The organism is Vibrio artabrorum, assembly GCF_024347295.1.
In the GTDB taxonomy this organism is placed as follows: Bacteria; Pseudomonadota; Gammaproteobacteria; order Enterobacterales; family Vibrionaceae; genus Vibrio; species Vibrio artabrorum.
Genome location: NZ_AP025458.1, coordinates 2,617,504 through 2,633,160, shown reverse-complemented (window position 1 = coordinate 2,633,160; position 15,657 = coordinate 2,617,504). Strand labels below are relative to the sequence as shown.

At 44.3% G+C, this 15,657-nt stretch carries 16 protein-coding genes and 12 tRNA genes; 4 read left to right on the top strand and 24 right to left on the bottom strand.

Annotated elements, in window-relative coordinates:
• Nucleotides 1-427: 427 nt before the first annotated feature.
• A complete protein-coding gene (locus OCU36_RS11840; RefSeq protein ID WP_261838163.1) occupies nt 428-823 on the top strand; it encodes a DUF2391 family protein in 396 nt (131 codons plus the stop codon).
• Nucleotides 824-1,018: 195 nt separating this feature from the next.
• Here the strand turns inward: OCU36_RS11840 and OCU36_RS11835 are convergent, their stop codons facing one another.
• From OCU36_RS11835 to mutY, 17 genes are all read right to left on the bottom strand, one after another.
• Nucleotides 1,019-1,201 carry a hypothetical protein gene (locus OCU36_RS11835; protein WP_261838162.1) on the bottom strand — a complete coding sequence of 61 codons (183 nt, stop codon included), beginning with the start codon at nt 1,199-1,201 and terminating at the stop codon, nt 1,019-1,021.
• A tRNA-Asn gene (locus OCU36_RS11830) sits at nt 1,169-1,244 on the bottom strand. The genes OCU36_RS11835 and OCU36_RS11830 overlap by 33 nt, the downstream gene beginning before the upstream one ends.
• 30 nt (nt 1,245-1,274) lie before the next feature.
• A tRNA-Thr gene (locus OCU36_RS11825) sits at nt 1,275-1,350 on the bottom strand.
• Nucleotides 1,351-1,386: 36 nt separating this feature from the next.
• Nucleotides 1,387-1,462: transfer RNA gene (locus tag OCU36_RS11820), tRNA-Asn, on the bottom strand.
• 24 nt (nt 1,463-1,486) lie between these two features.
• A tRNA-Thr gene (locus tag OCU36_RS11815) sits at nt 1,487-1,562 on the bottom strand.
• A 56-nt stretch (nt 1,563-1,618) separates the two neighbouring features.
• Nucleotides 1,619-1,694, bottom strand: a tRNA-Phe gene (locus tag OCU36_RS11810).
• A gap of 235 nt (nt 1,695-1,929) precedes the next feature.
• Entirely contained in the window at nt 1,930-3,555 is a 1,626-nt protein-coding gene (locus OCU36_RS11805) for a methyl-accepting chemotaxis protein (protein WP_261838161.1), read from the bottom strand.
• A gap of 290 nt (nt 3,556-3,845) precedes the next feature.
• Nucleotides 3,846-3,921 (bottom strand) — tRNA-Asn (locus OCU36_RS11800).
• Nucleotides 3,922-3,978: 57 nt separating this feature from the next.
• Nucleotides 3,979-4,054, bottom strand: a tRNA-Phe gene (locus OCU36_RS11795).
• Between the two features lie 7 nt (nt 4,055-4,061).
• Nucleotides 4,062-4,137: transfer RNA gene (locus OCU36_RS11790), tRNA-Thr, on the bottom strand.
• A 70-nt stretch (nt 4,138-4,207) separates the two neighbouring features.
• Nucleotides 4,208-4,283: transfer RNA gene (locus OCU36_RS11785), tRNA-Asn, on the bottom strand.
• A gap of 23 nt (nt 4,284-4,306) precedes the next feature.
• Nucleotides 4,307-4,382: transfer RNA gene (locus OCU36_RS11780), tRNA-Phe, on the bottom strand.
• A 7-nt stretch (nt 4,383-4,389) separates the two neighbouring features.
• A tRNA-Thr gene (locus OCU36_RS11775) sits at nt 4,390-4,465 on the bottom strand.
• Between the two features lie 73 nt (nt 4,466-4,538).
• Nucleotides 4,539-4,614, bottom strand: a tRNA-Phe gene (locus OCU36_RS11770).
• Nucleotides 4,615-4,717: 103 nt separating this feature from the next.
• Nucleotides 4,718-5,851, bottom strand: a complete 1,134-nt coding sequence (mltC, locus tag OCU36_RS11765) for a membrane-bound lytic murein transglycosylase MltC (protein ID WP_261838160.1) — start codon at nt 5,849-5,851, stop codon at nt 4,718-4,720.
• Between the two features lie 69 nt (nt 5,852-5,920).
• Nucleotides 5,921-6,193 carry an oxidative damage protection protein gene (locus tag OCU36_RS11760; protein WP_010435637.1) on the bottom strand — a complete coding sequence of 91 codons (273 nt, stop codon included), beginning with the start codon at nt 6,191-6,193 and terminating at the stop codon, nt 5,921-5,923.
• Nucleotides 6,194-6,221: 28 nt separating this feature from the next.
• Nucleotides 6,222-7,283, bottom strand: coding sequence for an A/G-specific adenine glycosylase (mutY, locus tag OCU36_RS11755; protein WP_261838159.1), 1,062 nt, complete (start codon nt 7,281-7,283; stop codon nt 6,222-6,224).
• A gap of 165 nt (nt 7,284-7,448) precedes the next feature.
• Here mutY and trmB point away from each other — a divergent pair, with 165 nt between their 5' ends.
• Both trmB and glsB read left to right on the top strand, forming a co-directional pair.
• Nucleotides 7,449-8,168, top strand: a complete 720-nt coding sequence (gene trmB / locus OCU36_RS11750) for a tRNA (guanosine(46)-N7)-methyltransferase TrmB (protein WP_261838158.1) — start codon at nt 7,449-7,451, stop codon at nt 8,166-8,168.
• A 348-nt stretch (nt 8,169-8,516) separates the two neighbouring features.
• A complete protein-coding gene (glsB, locus tag OCU36_RS11745) occupies nt 8,517-9,437 on the top strand; it encodes a glutaminase B (protein WP_048605849.1) in 921 nt (306 codons plus the stop codon).
• A 298-nt stretch (nt 9,438-9,735) separates the two neighbouring features.
• On the opposite strand, the gene hemW is transcribed toward glsB, so the two are convergent.
• From hemW to OCU36_RS11710, 7 genes are all read right to left on the bottom strand, one after another.
• The gene (gene hemW, locus OCU36_RS11740) at nt 9,736-10,923 is read right to left on the bottom strand and encodes a radical SAM family heme chaperone HemW (RefSeq protein ID WP_261838157.1); all 1,188 of its coding nucleotides are present in this window, start codon (nt 10,921-10,923) and stop codon (nt 9,736-9,738) included.
• Nucleotides 10,923-11,522, bottom strand: coding sequence for an XTP/dITP diphosphatase (locus OCU36_RS11735; protein ID WP_261838156.1), 600 nt, complete (start codon nt 11,520-11,522; stop codon nt 10,923-10,925). The genes hemW and OCU36_RS11735 overlap by 1 nt, the downstream gene beginning before the upstream one ends.
• A gap of 46 nt (nt 11,523-11,568) precedes the next feature.
• Nucleotides 11,569-12,000: a DUF4426 domain-containing protein gene (locus tag OCU36_RS11730; protein WP_261838155.1), complete on the bottom strand. Its 432-nt coding sequence runs from the start codon at nt 11,998-12,000 to the stop codon at nt 11,569-11,571.
• Nucleotides 12,001-12,028: 28 nt separating this feature from the next.
• Complete coding sequence (gene yggU / locus OCU36_RS11725; RefSeq protein ID WP_009847703.1) at nt 12,029-12,319, bottom strand: DUF167 family protein YggU; 291 nt, start codon at nt 12,317-12,319, stop codon at nt 12,029-12,031.
• Nucleotides 12,320-12,348: 29 nt separating this feature from the next.
• Nucleotides 12,349-12,906: a YggT family protein gene (locus OCU36_RS11720; protein WP_261838154.1), complete on the bottom strand. Its 558-nt coding sequence runs from the start codon at nt 12,904-12,906 to the stop codon at nt 12,349-12,351.
• A gap of 75 nt (nt 12,907-12,981) precedes the next feature.
• Nucleotides 12,982-13,800 (bottom strand): pyrroline-5-carboxylate reductase, encoded by an 819-nt coding sequence (proC, locus tag OCU36_RS11715; protein ID WP_261838153.1) that lies wholly within the window; start codon nt 13,798-13,800, stop codon nt 12,982-12,984.
• Nucleotides 13,801-13,881: 81 nt separating this feature from the next.
• Nucleotides 13,882-14,586 (bottom strand): YggS family pyridoxal phosphate-dependent enzyme, encoded by a 705-nt coding sequence (locus OCU36_RS11710; protein WP_261838152.1) that lies wholly within the window; start codon nt 14,584-14,586, stop codon nt 13,882-13,884.
• 26 nt (nt 14,587-14,612) lie between these two features.
• On the opposite strand from OCU36_RS11710, the gene OCU36_RS11705 reads away from it, so the two are divergent.
• Nucleotides 14,613-15,650 carry a type IV pilus twitching motility protein PilT gene (locus OCU36_RS11705; protein WP_261838151.1) on the top strand — a complete coding sequence of 346 codons (1,038 nt, stop codon included), beginning with the start codon at nt 14,613-14,615 and terminating at the stop codon, nt 15,648-15,650.
• The last annotated feature ends 7 nt before the right edge of the window (nt 15,651-15,657 follow it).

Sequence of the window (15,657 nt, the reverse complement as noted above, 5' to 3'; positions counted from 1 at the left end):
ATCCCTTCTCATTGCCTGAAACTATAAAAGCCTTACAATCTATCCTATCTGCTTTGCGCTCGTAGGTTATGCAAGTGCTCCTAAAGCCTTGTTTGCTGGCCTCGTCTACGAAGCTTGATTTCTGGCTCATCTGTAAATCTAGAGGATACCTCTGATGTGTAATTAGGGCTCTATCATGGAGGCTTCCGAACTCGACATAATGCCTGTTTTTATGCATTGAGCGCCTTGTTCGAAGCATTCCAAAGGGGAAGGTGGGCCTGATTCACTTTGAAGGTGAGAGTCGCTAGGTTGCGTTCCAAGTAATATAAGGCTATGAAGTGTCATTGCTGCTTGCTTGGTAAGAATAGAAAGTTCCCGAAATCATCGCGTATAGTTTTGTGATTATTTTAAGAAATAGATAAAGCCTTTAAAGCTAATGGGTCGAACTATGAAATTGAGTTTTAACTTTGAAGATGCGAGCCAGATCTTTGTCGGATCTTTTGCCTTGGCCGTGCCGATTTCTTTTTCTGAAGAGGCTTGGAAGTTAGGGGAGACTTTACCTACCGCTAATCTATTGCTGCTATTTTTGTTGTCTGCGGTGTTCCTAGGCTTCTATACGTATGAGAGTGTCTTTCAAAAAGATGTTGTTGCACGGTTGCCAGTGTTTATTTTCAGAATAATTATTGCTTATGTTATGACGGCATTGGTCGTTGCTTTGGTACTGACTTGCCTGGACAAATTACCTCTATTGAGTGATCCCGTAGTATCGATCAAAAGAGTGATTGTTATTTCAATGCCAGCCTCTATGGGCGCTATTGTAGTGGATAGTTTTGATAAAGAGTGACCAGTGTGTCATTTAGATTGAAGTGCCTTACAGAGCTTTTCTAGCGCTTATTTGATTCGTTGTTTAGCTTTCTCACTTCCAGGCTTAGCATTGATTTGTTTAACCGCTCTCTTCATCAATCAAATGAGTAGTAACGTTACTATGAGTGACTCTTACGTGAATGAGGCGTTTTTTGCTGGGAGATACTGAAGAGCGTTAAGTAGCGAAGATTTGTAGCTTTGGAAGGATATGAGAACGGCTGGTTTCTGAAGTGAATATGGTATTTGAAAGGTGAGGGTAGTTGTATTGAGAAGTTGGGATCTTTAGACGCAAAAAAGCCGCATCAATGATGCGGCTTTTTTTAATTGGCTCCCCTTGCAAGACTTGAACTTGCGACATACGGATTAACAGTCCGCCGTTCTACCAACTGAACTAAAGGGGAATAGATTGTTTCGTCTCTAATCAAAGAGAATGGTGCCGACTACCGGAATCGAACTGGTGACCTACTGATTACAAGTCAGTTGCTCTACCTACTGAGCTAAGTCGGCATCATGAATCAAAAAGCTTATGCTTGATGATTAACTTGGCTCCCCTTGCAAGACTTGAACTTGCGACATACGGATTAACAGTCCGCCGTTCTACCAACTGAACTAAAGGGGAATTATTCTTAAAGCTTTAAAGAAATGGTGCCGACTACCGGAGTCGAACTGGTGACCTACTGATTACAAGTCAGTTGCTCTACCTACTGAGCTAAGTCGGCACATAATATTTCTTTGTGCTTTACTGTTGTTGTCTGAGACACCAACAAATAAATTGTGGTGCCCGGAGGCGGAATCGAACCACCGACACGAGGATTTTCAATCCTCTGCTCTACCGACTGAGCTATCCGGGCGACGAGGTGTATTAAACGTGTTTTCGCGTTCTGGGTCAACATTAAATTGCAAAAAAAGTATCGTTTGATGTTTTTCTATACTTAGTGGGTTGTTTTTGGTCATTTGGGGTGAAAAGCCTAGTTCTAGCATGCCCTAAAAGATAGTAAAAGTACGGTTAACTACACGGAATGGGTGCGAAATAAAAAAAAGCACGTATGAAAACGTGCTTTTATATCTACGAATTTTTTCGAGAGTTTAGTGTTTTACTTCAAACCGATTAACCCAAGCTTCTAATTCGTTGGAAAGGGAGCTGAGAGTTTGGGTGCTGTTATGACTTTCTGTCACGACATTGCTCAGTTGGTTACCACTTTCTTCGATCATATTGATACGTTTTGATATATCATCGCTCACCTGAGTCTGCTCAGCGGCCGCTGTCGCGATTTGATGACTCATTGATGAAATAGACTCTAATGCGATGACAATCTGTTGTAGTGCTTCAGAGGCGCTTTGAGACTCTGTCACAGTGCTTTCACTGGTCGCAGCACAAACTTCCATAGTTTGAATTGCGTTGCGAGATCCTTCTTGAAGGTTATTAATCATTAACTGTATTTCTTTGGTGCTTGATTGTGTTCGGCCTGCAAGGTTTCGAACTTCATCTGCCACAACCGCAAATCCACGACCTTGTTCGCCCGCTCGAGCTGCTTCAATGGCTGCGTTAAGTGCTAGCAAATTAGTTTGCTCCGCTATATCACCAATCACATCTAAGACTTTCACAATGTTGTTTACATCGTTGTCTAGGTTAGCGACAGCTTGGCTCGCTGTCCCTAGTTGGCCTGCTAAGCCTTGAATGTTATCTACTGTGTTGTGGATCAGCTGTTGAGTGTGTAGGCTCTGTTTATCCGCCTCATCAGTGTTTCGTGCGGTATCGCTAGCTGAATCGGCAACGTTATTGGCTGAAGAGGCCATCTCGGTCATTGCTGTCGCGATCATCTCAGTTGATTGTTGTTGCGTTTCTGTCAGTTGAGCGATAGAGCCGGCACGATCTTCTACGCGTTGCAGTTCTCCTCTCAATGCCAGCATAGAAGAGTCAAGGTTTGAGACGAGCTCTGCCAGAGATTGACTCATTTTTTGTACGGCGTGGTAAATACTACCCTCCGTTGCCTGAGTTTCGAAAGAGGTTTGAATTCGACCTTGTGCTACGGCTTGTACAGCCTCTCTTACGTCTTTAGGCTCACCACCAAGAAGCGCTAGCATTCGTTTAATAGATACGATTAAACTAGAAAGAATTAGACCTGCAATAACGACGCACAGTAATAGTTGCCATTGAGCGGTAGACCAGAAACGTGCGTTCACTTCGTTGAAGCCGATACCTGTACCTACAACCCAGCCCCAATGTGGCGTTTTTTCTGCAATAGACAGTTTTTCTTCAATCGTTCCATCTGGTAGTTTTTGTGTCCAAGTGTACTCAATGATTTGGCCAGTACGATTACCAAGTATTCTTTGGATCAGTTGGCCAACACTATTACCGTTGCCATCTTTAAAATCGTTAAAGCTGGTCCCATGTAGTTGAGGATCTAATGGTGTCGCGACAAACGTCATGTTCTCGTCCGCAACGTAGACATATTCATTGTCTTTATAGATGTTGTTACGTAGAAGGCGAATAGCAAGCTGTTTAGCTTGTTCTTCTTCTAGTGTGCCATCAATTGCCATTTTCTCAACTTCAGTGAGGATGCTGTATGCACTCTTAAATAGCTCTGTCACGCGAGCTTCGTTGTCCATGTTGCTAGCGACTCTCAAGGTCCATAAACCAGTGGCAGTTAGTGCTAGTAGAGCTATCAAGATGATGCCCGATAGTAAGTAAGCTTGCGTTTTTAGTTTCATATTTTCCCGAGCCGCGATTCAATAATATAATTCATTGAATCTTAATCTAAGTGGTCTAGGGCAGATATTAGAAAGGTAACAAAACATGATATAGATTAAATTCTCGAAGAAAAAAAAGTAATAGAACGAGGGCTTGTTACTTTTTTGTGATAATCAACGAGTTTAAATGCGTTGAGGTTTAAGGGGAATTTAGTTGCTATTGTGAAGGTCTTAGATGTGATTGGTGATCTAGAGAGGGCTTACGCTGAAATGCAAAAAAGCCAAGTCTTTCGACTTGGCTTTTTTAAATGTGGCTCCCCTTGCAAGACTTGAACTTGCGACATACGGATTAACAGTCCGCCGTTCTACCAACTGAACTAAAGGGGAATTATTTGTGTCAACATCAGGTCTATTAAAGACCATTATTTGCTAAGTACCAAATAATGGTGCCTCGAGGCGGAATCGAACCACCGACACGCGGATTTTCAATCCGCTGCTCTACCGACTGAGCTATCGAGGCAAAAGAATGGTGCCGACTACCGGAGTCGAACTGGTGACCTACTGATTACAAGTCAGTTGCTCTACCTACTGAGCTAAGTCGGCACACTAAATTCTTTGCTTGAAGAGTCAAACTCTTCAACGAAAACCTCATATACAATGAAGTTCTTTAAATTGGCTCCCCTTGCAAGACTTGAACTTGCGACATACGGATTAACAGTCCGCCGTTCTACCAACTGAACTAAAGGGGAATTATTCGTTAAGCACCAAATAATGGTGCCTCGAGGCGGAATCGAACCACCGACACGCGGATTTTCAATCCGCTGCTCTACCGACTGAGCTATCGAGGCAAAAGAATGGTGCCGACTACCGGAGTCGAACTGGTGACCTACTGATTACAAGTCAGTTGCTCTACCTACTGAGCTAAGTCGGCACACTAAATTCTTTATGCTTTTGTTCGTGTAGTGACTCTTTTAAAAGGGTTATGACACCAACAATTCAAACTGTGGTGCCCGGAGGCGGAATCGAACCACCGACACGAGGATTTTCAATCCTCTGCTCTACCGACTGAGCTATCCGGGCAACGGAGCGCTATTAAACGGATTTTCTGCATAACCGTCAACACCTTTTTTTAAAATAATTAAAAAAAACGTTCATTCGTTGTTTTTTTATTCAAAAGTGAGGCTTACGTTTTACCTTGGTTAAAGTCTTTCTTGAATTTTGTTACTTTTTCTAAGTATCGTCGTGACTCTTTATTTGGGTGTTTCTTTGTCAGAGCCCAGTAAGCTTGGCTAGGTTGCAACGAATTTAAGTCTCGCATTGCTCGCTTTCTGTCTTTGCTAAAGGTGTTAAGGACACCTCCTGTGCCGCCATTGTATGCTGAGATCATGCTGTATTCGAGAGTTGTCGGGTGCTTTACGCCTTTCAAATAACGATTTTTAAGTATGTAAAAGTATGCGGTGCCAACATCAATATTGTTTTCTGGATTGAATAAATACTCAGGACTTGGCTCTCCAGACCTGTTTTTTACGAGTTTAAATACATCTCGGCCGGCGGTTTTAGGAACCACTTGCATCAGGCCATAGGCGTTCGCCCAGCTCACAGCGTAGGGGTTAAAACTGCTTTCTGTTTTGATGATGGCGTAAATCAAGTCTTCAGGAATGTCGTAACGTTGGGATGCGCGATGAACAATATCAGCGTATTTGTAGCTTCGTCTGTTGGCGTGATCGGCCACCATTGGAATCTCAACGTAGTAGGCTTTTTTAAAGTCGACTTCCTTAACTTTTAAGTTATGGGCGATCAGGTAGTCGGCAAATTTGTTGGCTCGCCATGTCCATTGAATCGGTTTTTTTTCTTGATCAACGACTTGATTGTAGAGAAAAGGTTGCCCCTCTAACTTAATGCTTTTAGACGAAAATAGATCGACATTAGCGGGGTCATCTGGTGTGAGAAGTGTCGTTATAATCGCATTTTTGAGGTGTTTTTTCGGTTCAGTTGAAGAGACGGTTTCAACGGTGATCAGACCTTGACTAAAGTTGACTTCAGAACGACTTAAGTAATTGTCTATGTATTTCACATAGTTACTCTTACCTGCCATCTTTACTTCACTGCTGCCCCAGCGCTTTTGGATATTACCTGAAAAGCTATTAATCAAAGCATCTAGTGCTCCGGTGTCTTTTTCAAATTGACCAGGGAGTTCTGCCAAATTACTTACAAATCGGTTGGTGGGCTCGTAATTCACATCATAAAGGCTTTCGACAAATTCACGACTGCACCCAGTTAACAACATGGTTATTAGGAAGTAACTTAGCTTTTTCATAGTTCCTCAAACAAAAATGACATCGCAGCGTTAACCATGATGTCATTAAAAATTGCTTAAATAAATGCCTTATTCACTTGGCGGAGTATAGCCATCAATAACGACATCTTTACCTTCGAAAAGGAAGTTTACCATCTCTGTTTCTAGAAGTTTACGATGCTCAGGATCCATCATGTTTAGCTTCTTTTCATTGATAAGCATAGTTTGCTTGCTTTGCCATTGTCCCCAAGCTTCTTTAGATACGTTGTCAAAGATACGCTTACCTAAGTCACCTGGGTAAAGTTGAAAATCTAGGCCTTCAGCATCTTTTTGAAGGCGAGCACAAAATACAGTGCGGCTCATAGTGGTTCCTCTTATCGCGTTCGTTGATTCAAACGTCGTCGTTCAGTTCAAAGGGTAGGCTCTCAATAAGCAGCTTTACAGGAGCGGCTAGGCCAATTTCTTCCAGTTTTGATAAGTTATACCAGAGACCTTTAGTCCCTTCCATTATCAAATCTGGTTGTTTATCTAATTTCACTAATACGGGAGTGATATCGAGGTGGTAGTGGCTGAAAGTGTGCCTAAACGCAATCATTGTCTTGATCGAAGCTGTTTGAGTGTCTTTGATCGAACGAAGATCCAGTTGATGTTCGATCTCTGCGTTTTCATTTTGAGGGAAACAAAACAATCCGCCCCAGATACCTGATTGAGGGCGCTGTTCGAGCCACACTTGGTTGTCGTGATACAGAATCACAAACCATGTTTCTTTTACTGGCTTTTCTTGCTTGGGCTTTTTGCCTGGGAAGTCGAGCTGTCTATCAAGCTTCTTGGCTTCACACATGCTTTCAATTGGGCACAAGGTGCACTTAGGCTTGCTACGGGTACAAACCATCGCACCCATGTCCATCATTGCTTGGTTGTACTTATCGACATCTTTGTTCGGAGTGTGTGCCTCTGCATATTCCCAAAGCTGGTTCTCGACTCTCTTTTGCCCCGGCCAACCTTCAACGGCAAAGCTTCTCGCAAGCGTTCGTTTTACATTGCCATCAAGAATCGCATGAGGCAGCTTATGAACCGATGACAGCACGGCAGCTGCAGTTGAGCGACCGATGCCCGGTAGCGCGTTCATCTCTTCGATAGACAGCGGAAATTCCCCACCATATTGCTCAGCAACTATTTTGGCTGCTTTATGTAGATTACGAGCCCGTGCGTAATAACCAAGTCCTGTCCATAAGTGGAGTACCTCATCTTGTTCGGCATTCGCTAGATCGATAACCGTAGGAAAACGCTCCAAGAAGCGCTGGTAGTATGGAATCACCGTGGCGACTTGAGTCTGCTGAAGCATAATTTCAGATAGCCAAACGGTGTAGGCGGTTTTGTTTTGTTGCCAAGGTAATTCTTTACGCCCGTAGGCGTCATACCACTTTAATATGGCGGTTGCGAAAGGAGTCACGACATGCTCTATGCTTTGCTATTATTAGAAGCGAAATTGCACCACACTTAACGTTGGATGTAAAACAGACAAATTGTGTGGGAATTTATCCACGGAAAGACTTGCACCGGAGGCAATTCTTTGGATAATCCCCGCTTTGATTAATCAATGTGCAGGCAAAAATCAATGAGTGAAGTGACCACTAACGAATATACTGAAGACGGCAAACTGGTTCGTAAGATCCGTAGTTTTGTTCGCCGCGAAGGCCGCTTAACAAAAGGCCAAGAGAACGCGATGAATGAATGTTGGCCAACAATGGGTATCGACTACAACCCAGAGCTTCTTAACTGGAAAGAAGTCTTTGGCAACGATAACCCGGTTGTACTCGAGATTGGTTTCGGTATGGGTGCATCACTGGTTGAAATGGCAAAGAACGCACCTGAGAAAAATTTCTTAGGGATTGAAGTTCATAGCCCGGGTGTGGGGGCGTGTTTAGGTACTGCTCGCGATGCTGGTGTCACTAACCTACGTGTCATGTGTCATGATGCAGTAGAAGTATTCGAACACATGATTCCAGATAGCAGCCTGCATACGCTGCAACTGTTCTTCCCTGACCCATGGCACAAAGCTCGTCACCATAAGCGTCGTATCGTTAAGGCTGAGTTTGCAGAGATGGTTCGCGGTAAGCTTCAACTTGATACTGGTATTTTCCACATGGCAACAGACTGGGAAAACTACGCCGAACATATGATTGAAGTGATGAACGCAGCTCCAGGCTTCGAGAATATCGCTGAAGATGGCGATTACATCCCTCGTCCGGATGAGCGCCCGCTAACGAAGTTTGAAGCACGTGGCCACCGTTTAGGCCATGGTGTTTGGGACATTAAGTTCAAGCGTACTAAGTAACTCCGAATCAAATGAGTGAAGGGTAGTCCGATTTAGGATTTAACCCCGACACTTTATGGGATTGATTAAAGCCAACATTATTGTAATGTTGGCTTTTTTGTCCTTAGGCTTTTATACCAGTAAAGGCTTAACGACAGAAATTAATACCAATCACAGTAAGTAAGTGATCAGAAATAGCGTAGGAAAAAGGCTTGAGAACAAGGCAGCATTTTTCGATAAGTAGTTACTCTACAATCAAAAATTCTAACGCAGTTATCGAGTATTTTAACAAGCTAGAGTGAGCAGTTATTTACTACGATTAGTATATGTTACACCCCTACAAAAATAACAATATAGAAGTAAGCGCACATGAAACCAACTCAAGCTATTTTGGCCGAGATCTTAGACGAAGTTCGTCCTTTAATTGGACAGGGAAAGGTCGCTGATTATATCCCTGCACTGGCTCGTGTATCGAACCAGAAACTGGCGATCGCGGTATACACCAATGAAGGTGAGGTGATTAAAGCAGGCGATGCTGAAGAAGCATTTTCTGTGCAATCTATTTCTAAAGCCTTGAGCCTGACGCTAGCTATGGTGCTATATAAGCCTGAAGAGATTTGGCAAAGAGTAGGCAAAGAGCCTTCTGGTCAAGCCTTTAACTCGATGATTCAGCTTGAGATGGAGCAGGGGATTCCCCGCAACCCGTTTATCAATGCGGGTGCTATTGTCGTAGCAGACCTATTACAAAGCCGCCTGTCAGCACCGAGACACCGTTTATTGGAGTTTGTGCGTCAGCTATCAGGCGATACGCATATTGTGTATGACAAGGTTGTAGCGGCGTCAGAAATGATGCACAGCGATCGTAATGCGGCTATCGCGTACTTGATGCGTTCATTTGGTAACTTTGAAAATGATGTTATCCCTGTTCTGAATAACTACTTTCATGCCTGTGCGCTTAAAATGACGTGTGTGGACTTGGCAAAAACCTTTAGCTACTTGGCAAACAAAGGTGTGTCGGTTCAAACCAAGAAAGAGATCATCACCCCAGTTCAGACTAAGCAATTGAATGCGTTACTTGCGACATGTGGTTTGTACGATGGAGCGGGTGAGTTTGCTTATCGTGTTGGCATGCCTGGTAAATCGGGTGTTGGCGGCGGTATTATTGCTATCGTACCTGGCGAAATGACGATTGCGGTGTGGTCTCCAGAACTGGATCCTTCTGGTAACTCTTTAGCTGGCACTAAGGCATTAGAGCTGCTTTCTGAGCGTATTGGGCGTTCTATTTTCTAAAAGCGCTTTTAAGTTGGGGGGGGGACATTTGCAAGAGCTCCCCAACTCACTCGCCCCTCGTTCTTGAGGATGACGGTGTTGTTTTTAACTTTCGACGCACTGGCCCCTAACTTTTTGGGGATAAGACTTGTTTGATGCCCGTCATTCCCAATAGCGACGCAGGAGCGTAATCGGGAATCTATTATTTGTTGACGCGCAAATTAGAAAAGGGTTGACCCTAAAGCCAACCCTTACGTAATACTTCTCGAATCTCGAATCTCGAATCTCGAATCTCGAATCTCGAATCTCGAATCTCGAACTATTCGTCTTCTTCTGCCATAAAGGCTTCCAGCAAATCGTTGAGGAACAGTTTTCCTTTTTCAGTGATCTGCCAATGACTGTCGGTTTCATTCAAGTAGCCTAGCTCTTTTGCCCATTCAATCGTTTCTTGAATCGAGTCAAAATCAAGCCCAGTCGTATCGATGAAATCTTGCTTTGGACACGCTTCCATTAACCTAAAGCGGTTCATGAAGAACTCAAAAGGGCGGTCTTCATTCGGCACTTCAAATTCATCGGATAGATAAGGCTTTACCATGTTCTGGTACGCCGCTAGGTAGCCTCTCGGGTGCTTAACTTTAGTGGTGCGAACAATGCGTCCATCTGCAAAACTCAGCTTGCCATGAGAGCCACAGCCGATACCTAAGTAGTCACCAAAGCGCCAATAGTTGAGGTTATGTTGGCACTGATATCCCGGCTTACTGTAGCCTGAAATTTCGTACTGCACATAACCCGCGTCAGCGAGCTTCTTATGGCCTAGGTCGAAGATATCCCAAAGGTCATCATCATCAGGCAGGGTTGGCGTTTTGTAATAGAACATGGTGTTAGGTTCTATTGTTAGCTGATACCAAGATAAATGCGGAGGAGCGAGCTCGATCGCTTTGTCTAAATCAGCCAACGCTTGATCAATACTCTGATCGGGTAAGCCGTGCATTAAGTCTAGGTTGAAGCTATTTAATCCGATCTTATGTGCTAAATGAGCAGCATTGACCGCTTCATCTTGACCATGAATACGGCCAAGTCTTTCCAGTTTCTCTTGCTCAAAGCTTTGCACGCCCACCGAGATTCGACTTACCCCTGCCTTTTGGTAACCGGCAAAGCGCTCTGCTTCGATGGTCCCCGGGTTGGCTTCCATGGTGATTTCTATTTCAGGTTTGAACGGGATACGTTGTTCAATGCCTTGCAGCAATCGACCAATTCCTTCAGGAGAAAATAGACTCGGTGTGCCGCCGCCAATAAAGATTGAATGCAATGGGCGAGGCGTATCATTGAGTTGATATTTTTCGATGTCAGTATTGAGATCCTCAAGCAGCGCATCGATGTACTCTTTTTCTGGGATCTCGACTTTCAGTGCGTGCGAGTTGAAATCACAATACGGGCACTTTTGTACACACCATGGGATGTGCACATAAAGGCTAAGTGCTGGTGGTATTAGCGCTGCATTGTGCATTACAGAGCTTGCTCCTTGAGGGCTTTGAACAGTGACGCAAGCGCTTTGCCACGGTGTGATAGTTGCTTCTTACGTGACGATTCAAGCTCAGCGGATGCGCAATTATCTTCTGGAACAAAGAAGATAGGATCGTAGCCAAAGCCATTCTCACCGTGTTCTTCAGTAAGGATGCGACCTTCCCATTTACCGTGACACACTAGAGGGGTTGGATCATTCTCGTGACGCATTAGCACCAACACACAGTGGAAACGTGCAGTACGCTTTTCAACGTCGACACCTTGCATCGCATCTAATAGTTTTTCGATGTTCTGCTTATCGGTCGCCCCTTCACCAGAGTAACGCGCTGAGTAAATGCCAGGTGCACCATTAAGGAAATCGACTTCTAAACCAGAGTCGTCCGCAATGGCAGGGAGGCCGGTCTCTTTCGCGGCGTGGCGAGCTTTGATGATGGCGTTTTCAATGAACGTTGTGCCCGTTTCAGCGACTTCTGAAACGTTAAATTCACTTTGCGCGACAACGTCGAAACCAAACTCAGACAGAATATCTGCCATCTCGCGAACTTTACCTTGGTTACCTGTTGCTAAAACAATCTTATTCATGGAAATGTGACTCTAATAAGTGAGTGAATAGGAAAGTAAGAGGATCTTACTCTTCTATATAAAATTTTTGTGTGAAGCGCAGTGGGCCTGTGCCTTTCAAGCCTGCGTTAACTTCAATGTTAAAGGTGATGTTTTCTTCGTGAGTGATAGGGAACTCTGCTAGGTAATAAATGGCATCGCCTTCCTTTATTTCACGAAACTTCAAAGTACGGGTGTTTCCCACGAGGTTCTTTGCTGTTCCGGTAATTTTAGCCGTTGTCGCCGGCTTGCCTAGGGATGCTTTGTCTAACACGCTGATGTTGAGAATGGCTGAGTAACCATTTCGTTTCAGTTTGTATTGCTTAGCGACTTGTGCCGTTAGAAACGTGGAATTGAAAGCTGAGTAGTGAACCTCGACATCCTTGATATTCTTAAACTGCCCAGCCCAGCTGGGTAAGGCAACAAGAGCAGTAAGTAGTGCTGTTATCCATAAACGCATAATGACTCCAATAAATAGCAAAAAGCCATCATAGGATGGCTTTGACTTCAGTTGGGATTTGGCTTGGCGAGCATATTCGAACTTGCTTGTGCCTACCGAGTTCTCCCTTTTCTATCTTAATTTGTCCTTTAGCGACCTTAAATTGCTTGGCAAGATATTTCGCTAAATGGGCATTGGCTTTGCCATCAACCGGCGGAGCGGTAATGGCAATTTTCAGTTCCTCACCGTGCAAGCCGACGATTTTATCGCGGCTTGCTTTGGGTTGAATATAGAGCCTAAGAAGAATATCGTCCTCCTCGGCCCAAACCGCTTTTGGCATCGTCAAAGTACCTGAGGTTCGTACTTAAATTATAGTTGATACCAAATAGGACCAACCATGTCGCCCATTAAAAAGTTGGCGAACTGTAGAACAATGAACAGAACCAATACGCTTAAGTCGAAACCACCCATGTCCGGTAGGATACGACGAATCGGCATTAACATTGGTTCAGTCAACTGATGAAATACGTATTCAACAGGGCTACGGCCTTGGCTTACCCAGCTTAGGATTGCACGGATAAGTAGAACCCAGAAGATTAACCCTCCCGCGGCTTTAACTAGAGACAGTGCGCCAAAGATCAGGAAGCTGATATCAAATACTGCAGCCCCGCCAGAGATAATCAGGTTTAGAGCGACGAACTTCAGTACACACAGTACATAAGCGAATACAACCGTTGCAAGGTCGAGGCTGCCGATTGATGGAATAACTCGGCGTAGTGGGGCAACAACCGGTTGTGTCGCTTTAACGATAAATTGTGAGAATGGGTTGTAGAAATCAGCACGTGATGCTTGTAGCCAGATACGCAAGATCACAACCATGATGTAGAGATCAAAAACGGTCGAGATCAAAAAGCTCATCGAGTTCATATTGTTTCCTTTTTCGGATTGACTTGCCACTTAGGTATAACTCAAGCGACAAAATGCTTTGTACAGTAATGAGTATTAAAACAGTTTTTCCATCTCTTCAGCGCGAGCAACAGCCGCTTGCATGGCTTTTGCTACGATATCTGAGAGTTGATGCTCGTTAAACGTGCGCAGTGCCTCCGCGGTGGTGCCGCCTTTTGAAGTCACTTGCTCACGCAGTGTTGATAATTCAGTCTCTGGGTTTGCTACGACCATCTCTGCCGCACCCAATGCAGATTGCTGCACTAATTTACGAGCGGTTGGTTGGTCAAAGCCTTGCTTGATTGCTTCAGCTTGCATCGCTTCCATAAACAGGAAGAAGTAAGCCGGAGCACTGCCCGCCGCCGCAATGATGTTGTTGATTCCAGACTCTTGCTTAACCCAGCTGACTTCACCTACGGCTTGCATCAGCTGAGAAGCGAACTCTTTATCACCTTGGCTAACGGTTGCATCGGCATATAGACCGCTCATCCCTTTACCAAGCAATGATGGTGTGTTTGGCATGACACGAACAAGGTTCAGCTGGCAGTTTAACATCTCATTGAGTCGTTTCGCATTAATACCCGCAGCAATCGAGATAACCAGTTTGTTGCTGAAGTCGATATCTTGTAAGGGTTTACATACATCAGCCATCATTTGTGGCTTCACTGACAGTACAACAACGTCTGCTTGTTGTGCTGCGGCAATATTATCGCTGGTGGTATTGATGCCATACTTTTGTTCTAACGGCAGCCTTCTAATGTCTGAGGGCGCTGTTGCTGTAATCTTTTGCGCTGGATAACCACTCGCCACTAAGCCCGCTACAATTGAGCGAACCATGTTTCCCGCCCCAATAAAGGCGATGTTCTTATGTTCCATATATACAATCCTGAGCGTGTCGCTGCGCGGTCAAAGCGAAGCGATATCAATACTTATCGTTTTCGTCGCGACTTGTTGTCACTATTTCACGTAATCTCGAGCACCAAAGATAGCTGTACCAATACGAACCATGGTGCTACCAGCCTCAACGGCAGCATCCATATCGCCACTCATGCCCATCGAAAGGGTATCAATGTTTGAATATTTCGCAGCAAGCTTTTGTTGAAGCTCGGCCAGTTGAGAAAATGCATTAAGTTGTGATTGATAGTCAGAGACATTTGCTGGAATCGACATCAACCCTCTTAAAGTGAGGTTTGGAAGCGACGAAATCAACTCTGCGAGCGCAAAAACTGTCTCTTCAGATGTTCCGGACTTCGATTTTTCGCCGCTGGTATTGACTTGAATTAAGACTTGTAGAGGCGGAAGTCCGCTTGGGCGTTGATCATTGAGCCTTTGGGCAATTTTATCGCGGTCGACAGAATGTACCCATTGGAAGCTTTCCGCAATTGGGCGGGTTTTATTGGATTGAATTGGACCAATAAAATGCCACTCCAAATTTAGGTTAGAATGTTGTTCTGAAAAGTGTTTTACTTTATCGACACCTTCTTGAACATAGTTTTCACCAAAGGCAACTTGGCCTCCGAGTGCCGCTTCTAGAATCACATCAATAGGTTTCGTTTTGCTGACGGCTAAAAGTTGCACGGACTCTGGAGATCGTCCGCACTTTTGCTCAGCACTACGAATCTGTGAGGTGATTTGTTCGATATTTTGTTGAATACTACTCATAGCTGACTTTACTTAAGGGAAAATAAATGGATATCACTGAGTTACTAGATTTTAGTGTAAAGCATAACGCGTCAGATCTACATCTTTCTGCGGGTGTATCTCCAATGGTACGTATAGATGGTGAAGTAAGGAAGCTTGGAATCCCAGCTTTGAGTCATGCAGATGTGCATCGTTTGGTGTTTGATATTATGGACGATCTACAGCGTGGTGAGTTTGAAGAGAAGCTGGAAGTCGACTTCTCTTTTGAATTGCCCAACGTTGGTCGTTTTCGTGTGAATGCTTTTCATCAATCTCGTGGTTGCTCGGCTGTTTTTCGAACCATCCCAGTGGAAATTCCAACTTTAGAGCAGTTAGGCACACCTGAAATATTTGAAAAAATTGCTAACTACGAAAAAGGCTTAGTGCTCGTCACTGGGCCAACAGGTTCGGGTAAATCAACAACACTGGCAGCGATGGTCGATTATGTAAACCGTCATCATAATAAGCACATATTAACGATCGAAGATCCGATTGAATTTGTTCACACCAACAATAAATGTCTCATTAACCAACGAGAAGTACACCGTGATACACACAGCTTTAAAGCGGCGTTGCGCAGTGCTCTGCGTGAAGATCCTGATGTGATCCTTGTGGGGGAGCTTCGTGATCAAGAAACCATTAGCTTAGCGCTAACCGCTGCTGAAACAGGGCATTTAGTTTTCGGAACTCTACACACCAGTTCTGCGGCAAAAACCATAGATCGTATTATCGATGTATTTCCGGGTAGCGATAAAGGTATGGTTCGTTCCATGCTGTCTGAATCATTGCGCTCAGTGATTGCTCAGAAGCTGTTAAAGCGTGTCGGTGGTGGCCGTGTAGCTTGCCATGAAATCATGATGGCGACACCTGCGATCAGAAACTTGATCCGTGAAGATAAAGTTGCACAGATGTACTCGATCATTCAAACGGGCGCAGCTCATGGTATGCAAACCATGGAGCAAAATGCGAAACAACTGATGGCGCAAGGCTTGGTTGATCCAGAGGAAGTCGAGAAAAAGATCGAAATTGAATCCTCCATGTTTTAATCAAGGT

Bases quoted from the DNA above. Each gene is read 5' to 3' on its own strand.
- yggU (WP_009847703.1), bottom strand. From the start codon at position 12,319: ATGCCAAAAGCGGTTTGGGCCGAGGAGGACGATATTCTTCTTAGGCTC.
- hemW (WP_261838157.1), bottom strand. From the start codon at position 10,923: ATGCACAATGCAGCGCTAATACCACCAGCACTTAGCCTTTATGTGCAC.
- OCU36_RS11720 (WP_261838154.1), bottom strand. From the start codon at position 12,906: ATGAACTCGATGAGCTTTTTGATCTCGACCGTTTTTGATCTCTACATC.
- OCU36_RS11760 (WP_010435637.1), bottom strand. From the start codon at position 6,193: ATGAGCCGCACTGTATTTTGTGCTCGCCTTCAAAAAGATGCTGAAGGC.
- OCU36_RS11705 (WP_261838151.1), top strand. From the start codon at position 14,613: ATGGATATCACTGAGTTACTAGATTTTAGTGTAAAGCATAACGCGTCA.
- OCU36_RS11730 (WP_261838155.1), bottom strand. From the start codon at position 12,000: ATGCGTTTATGGATAACAGCACTACTTACTGCTCTTGTTGCCTTACCC.
- proC (WP_261838153.1), bottom strand. From the start codon at position 13,800: ATGGAACATAAGAACATCGCCTTTATTGGGGCGGGAAACATGGTTCGC.
- mltC (WP_261838160.1), bottom strand. From the start codon at position 5,851: ATGAAAAAGCTAAGTTACTTCCTAATAACCATGTTGTTAACTGGGTGC.
- OCU36_RS11840 (WP_261838163.1), top strand. From the start codon at position 428: ATGAAATTGAGTTTTAACTTTGAAGATGCGAGCCAGATCTTTGTCGGA.
- OCU36_RS11735 (WP_261838156.1), bottom strand. From the start codon at position 11,522: ATGAATAAGATTGTTTTAGCAACAGGTAACCAAGGTAAAGTTCGCGAG.
- OCU36_RS11805 (WP_261838161.1), bottom strand. From the start codon at position 3,555: ATGAAACTAAAAACGCAAGCTTACTTACTATCGGGCATCATCTTGATA.
- trmB (WP_261838158.1), top strand. From the start codon at position 7,449: ATGAGTGAAGTGACCACTAACGAATATACTGAAGACGGCAAACTGGTT.
- OCU36_RS11835 (WP_261838162.1), bottom strand. From the start codon at position 1,201: ATGTCGCAAGTTCAAGTCTTGCAAGGGGAGCCAATTAAAAAAAGCCGC.
- OCU36_RS11710 (WP_261838152.1), bottom strand. From the start codon at position 14,586: ATGAGTAGTATTCAACAAAATATCGAACAAATCACCTCACAGATTCGT.
- glsB (WP_048605849.1), top strand. From the start codon at position 8,517: ATGAAACCAACTCAAGCTATTTTGGCCGAGATCTTAGACGAAGTTCGT.